Source organism: Klebsiella sp. GFKo11 (genome assembly GCF_056490265.1).
Map to the genome: position 1 here is coordinate 3,199,553 of NZ_CM151369.1, position 12,717 is coordinate 3,212,269.

At 49.3% G+C, this 12,717-nt stretch carries 10 protein-coding genes; 4 read left to right on the top strand and 6 right to left on the bottom strand.

Annotated features, from left to right (window positions below; translation table 11 throughout):
• Window positions 1-3: 3 nt before the first annotated feature.
• The 6 genes from AC07P6_RS15635 to AC07P6_RS15660 form a co-directional block, all read right to left on the bottom strand.
• Window positions 4-687 carry a YecA/YgfB family protein gene (locus tag AC07P6_RS15635; protein WP_001752616.1) on the bottom strand — a complete coding sequence of 228 codons (684 nt, stop codon included), beginning with the start codon at window positions 685-687 and terminating at the stop codon, window positions 4-6.
• On the bottom strand, window positions 684-1,871 hold the full coding sequence (locus tag AC07P6_RS15640) for a restriction endonuclease subunit S (RefSeq protein ID WP_048324215.1): 1,188 nt from the start codon (window positions 1,869-1,871) through the stop codon (window positions 684-686). Before AC07P6_RS15640 ends, AC07P6_RS15635 begins: the two co-directional genes overlap by 4 nt.
• On the bottom strand, window positions 1,861-3,384 hold the full coding sequence (locus tag AC07P6_RS15645) for a type I restriction-modification system subunit M (protein WP_097509507.1): 1,524 nt from the start codon (window positions 3,382-3,384) through the stop codon (window positions 1,861-1,863). Before AC07P6_RS15645 ends, AC07P6_RS15640 begins: the two co-directional genes overlap by 11 nt.
• Window positions 3,385-4,189: 805 nt before the next feature.
• Complete coding sequence (locus AC07P6_RS15650; RefSeq protein ID WP_478316924.1) at window positions 4,190-4,429, bottom strand: hypothetical protein; 240 nt, start codon at window positions 4,427-4,429, stop codon at window positions 4,190-4,192.
• A 227-nt stretch (window positions 4,430-4,656) separates the two neighbouring features.
• Complete coding sequence (nqrE, locus tag AC07P6_RS15655) at window positions 4,657-5,268, bottom strand: NADH:ubiquinone reductase (Na(+)-transporting) subunit E (RefSeq protein WP_228725746.1); 612 nt, start codon at window positions 5,266-5,268, stop codon at window positions 4,657-4,659.
• 133 nt (window positions 5,269-5,401) lie between these two features.
• Entirely contained in the window at window positions 5,402-6,922 is a 1,521-nt protein-coding gene (locus tag AC07P6_RS15660; RefSeq protein ID WP_182238717.1) for an EAL domain-containing protein, read from the bottom strand.
• Between the two features lie 272 nt (window positions 6,923-7,194).
• Between AC07P6_RS15660 and AC07P6_RS15665 the strand changes: the two genes are divergently transcribed.
• The 4 genes from AC07P6_RS15665 (at window position 7,195) to AC07P6_RS15680 (ending at window position 12,710) form a co-directional block, all read left to right on the top strand.
• Window positions 7,195-8,517, top strand: a complete 1,323-nt coding sequence (locus tag AC07P6_RS15665; protein WP_478317023.1) for a glycoside hydrolase family 10-like protein — start codon at window positions 7,195-7,197, stop codon at window positions 8,515-8,517.
• A gap of 54 nt (window positions 8,518-8,571) precedes the next feature.
• On the top strand, window positions 8,572-9,024 hold the full coding sequence (locus AC07P6_RS15670; protein WP_182238719.1) for a nuclear transport factor 2 family protein: 453 nt from the start codon (window positions 8,572-8,574) through the stop codon (window positions 9,022-9,024).
• A 125-nt stretch (window positions 9,025-9,149) separates the two neighbouring features.
• Window positions 9,150-9,587 (top strand): hypothetical protein, encoded by a 438-nt coding sequence (locus AC07P6_RS15675; protein WP_478316925.1) that lies wholly within the window; start codon window positions 9,150-9,152, stop codon window positions 9,585-9,587.
• Window positions 9,588-9,602: 15 nt separating this feature from the next.
• Window positions 9,603-12,710, top strand: coding sequence for a multidrug efflux RND transporter permease subunit (locus AC07P6_RS15680; RefSeq protein ID WP_478316927.1), 3,108 nt, complete (start codon window positions 9,603-9,605; stop codon window positions 12,708-12,710).
• Window positions 12,711-12,717 lie beyond the last annotated feature (7 nt).

Genomic DNA, 12,717 nt, shown 5'->3' on the forward strand with positions numbered 1-12,717 from the left:
TCATCAATGCAGACAGCACTTCTTAAATTTTTTACCGCTGCCACACGGACACGGGTCATTTCGCCCGGGCATGTTTTCTGCCCCCTTCACTGGAACAGGCCGGGATGATGCCTCTGACATTCTCACTGACAACCAGTACTGATAAAGTGCCAGTGCAGCAGGCTGAATAAGGGAAATACTTTTCTCAAACTGCTCTCCGGTCATTTTCTCAAGTACAGGAAAATTCTTCTCCACGCCATGAAGAGCGATCACTTCCAGAGAAGGCCGTAACTCACCGGGAAGACCAGACCAGTCATCCAGTGACTTTCCTTTCATATAACCAAAACACCACTCTTCCACAATGGTATATTTTTCCCCCTTTACCTCACGCTCATTGAAAATCGGTTCAAACTGTTCAGGGGCCTCATACAGGCAGCCAGCGATATCGTTCATATGCTGAAAACACAGCCCCACAAAACGCGTCATCTCTTTTTCAGTGGTCCAGCGAGGGTGGTAATCACCTCGCCCCCAGATAGCACTGAGCCAGGTATTAGGGGAAATCGTATTCGGGCCAGAGACAATCGCCGTCAGAAAGCCATCCAGCTCAGAGAAACAGAGCACAGAGTCATCATTGCCGTATTTCATCAACACCTCTTCCAGCCAGTCGATTTCCCGGTCAATCAGCGGCCCGCTTTTCGTCAGTTTCATTCGGCAACCGCCTCATCGACCTTAACACGACGTTTGCCAGTCAGTAGCTGTTGCATCAGGGCTTTTTTCTCATCTCTCAGGCAGGCGAGTTTTTTCTCAAGTGTGTAGATTTCGGCGTCGGCTGCGGACAGCACGGTGGCGATCTTTTGTTGCTCTTCGATACAGGGCAAATTAATGATATGCGTTTTAATGTTTCCGGTTATTTGTGGTTGACCGGAACCGGATATTAAATACTTCAGATCACTGCCATTCAGAGTATAGAATAGAAATTTTTTACTCACGTAGGAATAGTTATCCGTATTGATAACCATTGCATTTCCGGTAATCCACGATTTTGCTTGAGTCCAATTGACTATGCCGCATGTGCTACCCCGGCAAGTTACGGCTATTTGTTCAGTTTCGTGGTTAAACTCTTGATAAAATCCAATAACTCCATTTGCGCCATAAACTGGATACCCCGAATCAGACATCATAGACTGGGATATTGTTTTTGGTTGATAAACATCAGCTACATCTGAAAGAAGTTTTTTCTCCCATTTACCATTAAACCTCACCCCATTCTCATCCAGCAAGCGTTTCTTCCCGGTAAGCAATTGCTGCATCAGGGCTTTTTTCTGCTGCTGGCTGTTGGCGAGAAGCTTTTCCGTCACCGAAATCGCCTTATCCCAGGTGGACAGAATTTGGGCGATTCTCTTTTGTTCGGAGAGAGAGGGAACAAGCACTTTGAAGCGCTCAGTATCCTTAATCCCGAAAAAATTCATTGCACTGCCGGAATCTCGCTGTTGAATCTGTTTTTGAAAAAATGAGCCTCTTAAAAATTGGAACAGATACTCCTTGAGGATACAGTCATTACATCTCACGAGCGTTAACTGGGGACCAATGTTTGCAGTAGCTATATAATCAGGAACGATCGCTATGGTTCCAACATTCGCACCGCGATTTGTAAAAAGAATATCACCAGCTACTATTTGCGCTTTTTTTAACGATTGATGCTTTTCTTCTTTTATATAGTCAAACTTATCGGGATTAATAGTACCAATACCACCAATGACCTTTGAAGTTAAGAATGGGATGCCACTTGCTACAAATTCATCGGCCTTTGGATAATCGGCCCCATAATTTCCATCCTGAATTTTACTAGCAACATCCTTAAGATGCAGAACTTCCCACCCCTTAGGCACCATAACCCAACTCCTTCAGATAACCCGCCATCTCAACTTCCAGCTTCGCCAGTTCCACCTTCAGTTGCTCACGCTCTTTACGCACGGCCAGCAAATCGATCTCGTCCTCTTCCTCAAAGGTGTCGACATAGCGTGGAATATTAAGGTTATAGTCGTTATCCTGAATCTCCTTCAGGCTGGCGAGATAGGCGTATTTCTCAACGTTATCGCCTTCACGATAGGTTTTAACGATCTTCTGGATATTTTCTGTGCTGAGCTGGTTCTGATTTTTACCAGCCTTGTAATCACGGCTGGCGTCGATAAACAGCACCTTGTCATCCACTTTCTGCTTTTTGAAAATCAGAATCGCAGCCGGAATACCGGTACCGTAAAACAGTTTTTCCGGCAGACCAATCACTGCATCCAGCAGATTTTCATCAATCAATTTCTGGCGGATCTTGCCTTCGCTGGAGCCACGGAACAACACACCGTGTGGCACCACTACACCCATACGACCAGTTCCCGGTTTCAGGGTTTCAATCATATGCAGAATAAAGGCGTAATCCCCTTTGGTTTTCGGTGGCACGCCGCGACGGAAGCGACCAAACTTGTCGTGCTCGGCCTCATCATGGCCCCACTTATCCAGGCTAAACGGCGGGTTGGCGGTCACGATATCAAACAGCATCAGATCGCCATTTTTATCGAGTAGTTTCGGGTTACGAATGGTATCACCCCACTCGATTTTGTGGTTGTCTTCGCCGTGCAGGAACATGTTCATTTTCGCCAGCGACCAGGTGGAGCCAATCGCTTCCTGACCGAATAGCGCATAGTTACGGCTCTTATGCCCGGAGACGATTTTACGCCCGCACTTCATTAATAATGAGCCAGAACCACAGGCTGGGTCACAGATGGTGTCACCGGGTTGCGGATCAAGCAGTTCAGCAATCAGGTCTGAAACTTCTGGTGGGGTGTAGAATTCCCCAGCTTTCTGTCCACCGCTGGCAGCAAAATTTTTGATCAGATATTCATAGGCATTACCGATAATGTCCAGCATACCGACACGGCTTGGCTTCAGGTTAAGATCTTCACCGGCGAAGTCTTCCAGCAACTGCCGCAGAATAGTATTCTTCTGTTTTTCTTCACCCAGACGGTCGGTATTAAACGAGATATCCTGGAACACGCTTTTCCCGGCATCTTTCAGTTTGGTGCCGTTGGCTTCTTCAATGGCGTGTAACGCCTGGTCGATACGCTCACCGTTGCCCGGCTCATGACGGCGCTCATACAGTGCATAAAAACTAGCATTTTTCGGCAGCACGAAGCGTTCGTTAGCCATCATCGCTTCAATCAGCTCCGGCGCGTCACCATACTGCTTTTTATATTCGTCATAGTGATCCTGCCAGACATCCGAAATGTACTTAAGGAACAGCATGGTAAGGATAAAGTCTTTATAGGTATCGGCACTGATGGTGCCACGGAAGGTATCGCACGCGGCCCACAGGGCTTTGTTGATAGTGTCCTGATTGATTTTGTCGTTCATGAATCATCCTGCTATGAAGAAAACCTTACGATGTGTTGTATTCATCGTAGAAAATTTGGTGCAGATAATACCTTAAGGTGCGTCTTCAGGCACGTCAAAGCCGCATCGTGCGAAGTGGATTTTTCCTGAGGGGAATAGGACTCTTTTTGCCCGTAATGTGGTGGACTGGTCGATGAAACAAACACTAACGCGCGGCTTGGTACTGGATTGACCTGCTCCCCGTGATATCAATACACCCTACCCCAGTGACGGTAAAACGCATTTTACAACCTTTTATTACATTGGGAATGGTCCATGAACTGAAGCAGATTAAGCTGTCAGGAAATACTCATAAGAGGTGCATTTCCTGTTAGTTCATGAAGTTCTCTTGAAGTGATTTCATCTTTCTATTAAAAATATCTTTTAAAGCAATGAGATATGTACCATATGGTTTATGAACTGAACTCTCACACAACATAAGTTAAATGTCCTTCATAGTTCACTGGAGCAGCCACAGAAATCAGCATGTTGTGAATGTTGAGATACCTCCCTTTTATTGCATTAGGTCTGTCGTACATTTACTTCACTTCATTCTGATTGTTAGGTAATTGATATGAAATTCAGCAACGTAAGACTATTAGTCAAAAATTACCGCAAATGTTTTAACTTCTACACCCAGCAACTTGGTTTGGAAGCGGTCTGGGATATTGAAGATTGCTATGCCAGCTTCAAAGTAGCTGAAGGAATAGTACGTTGACCTCCCTCTCCCGCTTAAACCAGGATGATGCGCTGCAGGGCTTACTGAAGCGTGCACAATCCGCGGTCCTTAACTCAAAATGAACTTAAAAGCTGACGCCACTAAATACAGCAGACAAATATATTGTATCGTCTGCCATCCCCATCGGGCATAACGCCAGCGGTAACGTTCGCGGGCGTTAGCTTCAGCAATAGCCGGGGCGATATCCAGAACCGGTTTTTTCGCCTTCCGTTTTATAAAGCTCCAGACTCCCAGGGCAAGAAGTAAAATCATGATCGCTTTTGGCAGCAAAGATAGGGAGTCATGCATTTTGAATTAACATCCTGTTTTATCCATATGGACGTTCAGTCTACCGCGATTTGAATACAAATAAGTTATCTGGTTTAATATTTTACCCATAAAGATAAGCAGACACTTCATTCATAAACAAGAAATGGTGGATATGGGCGGGTTTATTGCTAACGCTAAGCCACCGAAATGCCAAAAGAAGCGGCCGATTTTATGGGGAGCGCCCCGCTCCCCGCACCAGAAATAGCTTACAACGAAATACCGGAAAACGACATAAAACCCAGCGACATTAACCCGGCGGTAATAAATACGCTGCCTAATCCGCGTAATGCTTTAGGCATATTTGCGTACTTAAGTTTTTCACGGATCCCGGCCAACGCCACAATCGCCAGCATCCAGCCGATACCGCATCCGGTGCCGTAGGTCAGCGACTCAAGGAAAGTGTACTCACGCTGGACCATAAAAATCGTCGCGCCAAAAATGGCGCAGTGAATGGTCAGCAGCGGCAGAAACGGACCGAGGGCGTGGTTTAACGCATGGAAGTATTTGTCGATAACCATTTCCAGAATCTGCACCAATGCAGCGAGAACGCCGATAAAAGTGATGAAATCGAGAAAGCTCAGGTCAACCCCATCGATCAGGGCATTCTCTTTTAAAAGGTAATTGTAAATGAGGTTGTTAATGGGCGTTGCTATCGCCAGCAAGGCCGTCACCGTCAGTCCGAGACGAAAAGCTACATCAATTTTTTTCGAAATAGCCAGAAAGGTACACATACCAAGGAAAAAATTGAGCGCCATATTTTCGACGAACACCGCGCGGATAAAAATATTCAGGTGAGTTTCGAACAAGACAACCTCCATGTTGTTGAGTTATTTCTTAATAGTGCCAAATTTTCAGCCAAAACAGGAAATTAAAACTCGGTTTTGCCGAGTTGATCACCTTTTAATTTCCTGTGTTTTGGTAGGAACAGAAGTCACTCATTCTCTTTCTTGCTTAGCGAAACGAGCGTGAAAGCATCTGAATGTACTCATTAACCGCTACCGGTTTCGAGAAGTAGTATCCCTGATAGATAGCGATCCCCATATCCTTAAGCACCTCAAGCTGGCCCTTATCCTCAACACCTTCCGCAATGACCTGACAGTTAAATTTCTTCGCCAGATTGACCATGTTCTTGACCACCAGCGCAGAGGCATTATTGGTCACAATGTTAAAAGTAAACACCTTATCAATTTTGATAATTTCAGGGTTAAACTGCTGAATGTAATTGTAATTAGCGTGCCCGGTACCGAAATCATCCAGCGAAAACTGTACGCCCATTTTTCTGAGCCGATCCGTCACTGCCGACGTTTGCAAGGTATTTTCAATCGATTCCCGTTCAGTAATTTCCAGCACCAGGCGTGCCTGTAAGTCTTTCAGTTGCTGAATAAACGTCTGACATAGCGCGACAATCTCGTCGTCCTGGAAGTTTACCGAGCTGGTGTTAAAACAGATAAACAGCCCTTTTGGGATCACTGACTGCTGGCGGCGAAACTGGCGAATGACCTCGGCGAAACAAATCGCCGTGATCTCTTTGATCAACCCGGTCTGCTCAGCGACAGAAATAAACTTATCTGGCGCAATAAACCCCAATTTTGGGTGCTCCCAACGCACCAGCACTTCCCCGCCAACCACCCTTCCCGTCTCATCGCTGACGATGGGCTGAATATACGGTTTGAGCTGTTTAAGTTCGATCGCTTGTCTGAGCTGATACTCAATCGTATTGCGGTAGCGCAGATAATTCCTGAATAAAAACGTGAGCAACAAGGAGGCCAGGATAATCGCGATCAACGTATGTTGCTCATAGCGAATAAACGCCCTCACCCCGGATGCCCAGGCACGATCGGCGATGACCGAGAAGTTAAACTGCTCTGACTTTAAGCTAACGGGGGCTTTGATATCTGGCGTGGCGATGACTTCCCCCTTACGCGTCATCACCCGATCGCCGACCTTTAGATACAAATGCGAGTCGCCATCAAGAACGGTCAGGATATTGTATAAATAATAACCATCAACACCGACAAGAACCGTATTTCCTTTATCATCCTGTTCGCTATACACCATCAATGGATGCATAGGCGTGATTTCATTACCGCTGAATAATTGCAGAGCACCTTGCGTATATTGAGTCCGATCGAATTGAAACTTCCGCCCCCCAAATACCGAGGTGCAGTATATTTCATTATTCTTACCAAAATTCACCGTCCGCACATCAGGAATGGTGGCAACCAGGGTGCGCAACTCTGTCAGGACATTCTCATCACAGTTTTTCCCCATAAAAGGTTCGGCCATATTAGCGGCCTGTTCCGCATGTGAAACCGTGACATCGAGACTCGCTATCGCCTGCTGAAGCCGCGAATGGACATCCTTATCGACTTTTTTTTGCATTTGCCAGTAGCAAAGTCCCGTACCCAGGCTCAGTACCGTAATCAGAAATAAGAATATCCACAGATGGCGGCGTAAAGATGAATATTTCATTGTGTTAATCCAGTTCGACTCACCATGAAAGACTGGTGGTCAATTGTTTGGTCAAATTTTAACAAACCCTGTTTAAACTTGCCCTGAACCAATCAAGTTTTAATGCATATCAATGATATACCATGGCAAACAGTTGCGTGATGCGAGGAAAAATTTATCGTTCTACGACTCACGCGTCTACGCGGTGACACATGCAGCTAAACTATTGACTTAATGTCGAATAATACGAAAATGACTCTTTTGCACGACGACCAGAAAAGCTGGCAAATATGATGATCCGCTCTCGTAGCTCTCTTTTGACTAAATTGAAAATATCCGGCGTAGTGATAGCCGCCGCTCTGTTACTGGCTCACTGTACCAGTAAGCCACCTGTTTCTCTGGTCACCCCGATACCGCCCGTAGCGAAGCAGCCAACGTTGCCCAAAAGCCATGAGCCGGTGCGCGGCGTCTGGTTAACGACCGTATCGCGCCTCGACTGGCCGCCGCTGGAATCTGTTAACGGCGGCATCGACGCCAGTCGCCGCATTCGCCTGCAGCAGGAAGCGCTGATCGCCAAGCTGGATAATCTGAAAAATCTCGGGATCAATACCGTGTTCTTCCAGGTGAAGCCGGACGGCACCGCGCTCTGGCCATCAAAGATTTTGCCGTGGTCCGACATGCTGACCGGGAAAATTGGCCAGGATCCTGGCTACGATCCGCTGAAGTTTATGCTCGATGAAGCGCATAAGCGTGGAATGCGCGTTCATGCGTGGTTTAATCCTTATCGCGTCTCCGTCAATACCCGTCCTAAAACCGTGACTGAGCTTAACAGCACGCTTTCGCAGGTTCCCGCCAGCGTCTATGTCCTGCACCCGGAATGGATCCGCACCTCTGGAGACCGCTTTGTCCTTGACCCGGGCATTCCGCAAGCGCGTGACTGGATAACCAGTATTGTTGCTGAAGTTGTTGAACGCTATCCGGTTGATGGCATACAGTTCGATGATTATTTCTACACTGAATCGCCGGGATCGGCGCTTAACGACAACCGGACATTCCAGCAGTATGGTCAGGGTTTTGCCTCGAAGGCAGACTGGCGGCGGCACAATACCCAACTGCTGATTGAACAGGTGTCCCGTACCATCAAACAGCTTAATCCCGACGTGGAATTCGGCGTCAGTCCGGCGGGCGTCTGGCGCAATCTGTCGCACGACCCGGCGGGTTCCAACACCCGAGGCGCTGCGGCCTACGATGAGTCTTATGCCGATACCCGTCTGTGGGTTCAGAAGGGTTGGCTGGATTATATCGCCCCGCAAATTTACTGGCCCTTCGCTCGCGACGCGGCTCGCTACGATGTACTGGCAAAGTGGTGGGCTGACGTGGTGAAGCCCACCAATACCCGTCTCTACATCGGCGTAGCGCTCTACAAAGTAGGCGAACCGTCAAAGAACGAGCCCGACTGGATGGTCAGCGGCGGCATGCCTGAACTGAAAAAGCAGCTTGATCTGAATGAATCAATGCCGCAAATTCAGGGCACGATTTTGTTCAGAGAGAACTATCTGAATCAACCACAAACCCAGCAGGCCGTTAACTACCTGAAAAGCCGTTGGGGCGGTTGATTACTTCACCTGACAGGCTAGATGCCTGATACCACAACCATCGCTGGAGGTTTTATGCTTAAGAAATCGCTCATTGCTCTGTCTCTGTTTTGCGCGCTGTCGCCCGCTGCTTTTGCGGGCAATAGCGAAAGTGAACAGTTAAACAAAAAGAACGTTATTGAGTTTTATAACAAAGCGTTAAACGACAAAGATTTTGCTGCCGCGAAGCCCTACCTCGGCGATCGTTACATTCAACACAACCCGATGGCGAAAGATGGCGAGGAGGGTTTTCAGCAGTTTATCGCTTTCCTGAAGAACAAATATCCCGACTCGCACAGCGAAATTAAGCAGGCGTTTGTCGACGGGGATCACGTGATCCTGCACGTCGAGGTTACCGGGCGTGAACCGGGCGTCACGCGTGCAATCATCGATATTTTCCGCGTCGACGAGCAGCATAAAATCATCGAACACTGGGATGTGACCCAAACCGTTCCAGAAAAGACCGCCAGCGGCAATAGCATGTTTTGACCCACCAGCCAGCGGAGCACCTCTCGTTGGCCTTCCCTCTTCCCAAAGCCTCTTTGATCGTATTGAGGGCTTGTTTAAACAATTTATTTACTTTACTGTAAAGTAAATAAATTAATGGGGAGAAAATGATGTTCAGCGGCAAAAAGTGGGCAAAGCTGTTTTTTTTCATTGGATTATCACTTTTTCCATGTTTGTTAAGCGCCTCGTTGCTGAAACCAGTTCCCAGCGAGGCGCATCTACTGGAGGCGTGCTCACCCGAACAGGATCCGGCACAGGCTAAACTTTGCCGCATCCTCTTCATCTATGAATATGCGCAGAAACGGCAACACGATCTGCGCGTTCTGTTACAACAGAATATTTTCAGCATCCAGACCTACGACTATCTCTGGAGTGAATATCAGCGCACGAAGTCATGCATTGAAATCCATCGATATCTCGTTGCCAAAGCCTGCGATGTGCTGAACTGCCCGGCGGCACCCTCTTCGCCTTTTCAAGGGCAACGCCCCGACTCCAGCCTTATTGAACCGCCGCCTATTTTCGCCCTGCAAGAACCCATTAACTGATCCGAGGTGATCGCGATGCTGGCCCGCTTTTTTATCTTTCGACCCGTTTTCGCCGCCGTCATCGCCATTTGTATTATGGCCGCCGGAACCCTTGCGCTATTGACGCTTCCCGTCGAACAATACCCGGATATCGCCCCGCCGGGCGTCAATGTCACGGCGAACTATCCTGGTGCCTCCGCTGAAACCGTCGAGGACAGCGTCACGCAAGTTCTTGAACAGCAGATTAAAGGCATTGATGGCCTGCTTTACTTCTCCTCCAGCAGCAGCTCAGCCGGACAGTCGCGGATCAGCCTCAGTTTTGATCAACATATCAATCCCGATATGGCGCAGGTCCAGGTGCAGAATGCCGTCAATCAGGCGATGACTCGTTTACCGCAGGAGGTTCAACAGCAGGGGATCACGGTGACAAAATCGCAGGGTGACAGCCTGATGGTGGTCGCGCTGTATGATGAAAGTCATCAGTTAACCAGTATTGATATCAGCGACTTTCTTATTAGCACTCTTCAGGAGCCACTTAGCCGGGTTGATGGCGTCGGAGAGACGACCGTTTTTGGCGCGCAGTATGCCATGCGCATTTGGTTAAATCCGCTGCAACTCACCAGCTATAACCTGATGCCTTCCGATGTACAGGCCGCCGTTGAAGCGCAGAATACGCAGGTTACCAGCGGGGAAATCGGTTCACTTCCGACGCTAAATGGGCAGTATCTGAATGCGACGGTAACGACCCAATCACGCCTTGAGCATCCACAACAATTTCAAAACATCATTCTGCGCACCAACAGCGACGGCTCCGTGATTTACTTGCGCGACGTTGCGCGCGTTGAGATTGGTGCTGAAAACTATCAGAACCAAACGACGCTTAACGGTTTTCCTGCCGCCGGGATCTCCATTCAGTTAGCATCCGGCGCCAACGCGCTGGAAACAGCGGAGAAAGTCCGGACAGAGGTAGAGCGTTTAACGCCGCGCTTCCCGCAAGGCGTTATCGCCGCTTACCCGCGAGACAGCACGCCGTTTGTGACGGTCTCGATCGAAAGCGTGGTGCATACGCTGATTGAAGCGATTCTTTTTGTGGTGGCCGTGATGTATCTCTTTCTCCAGAGCTGGCGGGCGACGCTGATCCCAACGCTCACGGTTCCGGTTGTCCTGCTGGGGACCTTCGGCATTCTTAGCCTGCTGGGCTACAACATCAACACCCTGACGCTGTTTGCAATGGTTCTGGCGATCGGCTTGCTGGTTGATGATGCGATCGTAGTAGTGGAGAACGTCGAGCGCTTAATGGCGGAGGAAGAACTCACGCCACTGGAGGCGACTCTGCGCTCCATGCAGGAGATAACCGGCGCGATCATCGGTATCGCGTTAGTTCTTTCCGCCGTTTTTATTCCGATGGCATTCTTTGGCGGATCGGTGGGGATTATTTATCGCCAGTTCACCGTGACCATTGTCTCCGCAATGGCGCTCTCTGCGCTGGTCGCCCTGACCCTGACGCCAACGCTGTGCGCCCATCTGCTACGGCCCGGGCACATCAAAAAAGGGATGTTTTTCACCTGTTTCAATCGTGGCGTTGAGATAAGCCAGAATCGCTACCTTGCGCTGCTTCGGCAAATAGCCGGTCGCCCTTTTCGTTTTGCGCTGCTGGCTTTGATGCTGTCGCTATTGATGCTCTGGCAATATCAGAAGCTCGCGACAGGGTTTCTCCCCGAGGAAGATCAGGGCGCGGTGATGGTTCAGTTTACCCTCCCTTCGGGCTCGCCGATGTCGATGACCGAAGAGGTGGGTGCTGAGATTACGCGCTATTTTATGACCGAGGAGGCCAACAACCTGAATGTTATCTTTATGGTGACCGGGAGAAATAACGCCGGCAGCGGGCAAAATGTGGGGATGGCTTTTGCTGAATTAAAACACTGGGATGACCGTCCCGGCGCGTTCAATAGCGCGCAGGCCATTATCTCGCGGGCAAACCAGCACTTTAATCAAACATCCCGGATTGCCACCATCAGCATCACATCTCCGCCTACGGTTCGCGGTCTTGGGCAATCCAGCGGTTTTGAACTGTGGTTGCAGGATAGCGCGGGAAATGGCTATCGCGCCCTTACCGAAGCGCAAACCGCTCTGCTTAACACGGCCAGAGAAAATCCTAATCTGAACGCCGTGCGAATCAACAGCCTCGAAGAAAAAGCCCAGCTACAGGTGGATGTCGACCGACAAAAAGCGCTGGCGCAAAGTCTGGATCAGGTCGATATCAACAGTACGCTCTCCGCGGCCTGGGGCGGGGTTTACATCAATGACTTTATCGATCGAGGGCGCGTTAAACGCGTCTATATGCAGGGTGATGCGCAGTGGCGTTCAGCGCCAGAACACTTATCCGCCTGGTTTGTGCGCGGTAGCAGCGGCAATATGGCCTCTTTCGACAGTTTCGCCTCATCACGCTGGACCACCGGGCCGCAGATGTTGCAGCGCTTTAACGGTTTATCCGCCGTTCAGTTTCAGGGCGGCGCGGCCCCGGGCTTCAGTTCTGGCAAGGCAATGACGGAGATAAGCGGACTGGCGGGCGCTCTTGACGGCTTCGACATACAATGGAGCGGCCTCTCCTTTCAGGAACAGGCATCATCCACGCAAACGTTATGGGTGTATCTGGCGTCGCTGGCATTCGTGTTTTTATGCCTGGCTGCGCTGTATGAAAGCTGGTCTATCCCGATCGCAGTGATGCTGATCATCCCTCTTGGTATTTTGGGGGCCGTGGGCGCATCAAGGCTGGTCGGGTTCGAAAACGACATCTACTTTCAGGTCGGCATGCTGACCACCATGGGGCTCTCTGCCAAAAATGCGATCCTCATCGTGGAGTTCGCCCTGACGCAGTTCCGACAAGGAAAAACGCTGGCTGAAGCGGCCCTGGAAGGCGCACGATTGCGATTGCGCCCTATCGTCATGACTTCACTCGCATTTGTTGTCGGCGTTATCCCTCTGGTACTCTCTACCGGTGCAGGCGCTTCCAGCCAAAAAGAGATAGGGACTGCGGTGATCGGCGGTATGCTCACCGGGACCCTGCTGACGTTGCTTTTCGTCCCACTATTTTTCTTGCTGGTTCAGCAAGGGATCGTGCAACTGAAAAGACGCAAACCGTAAGGATTGA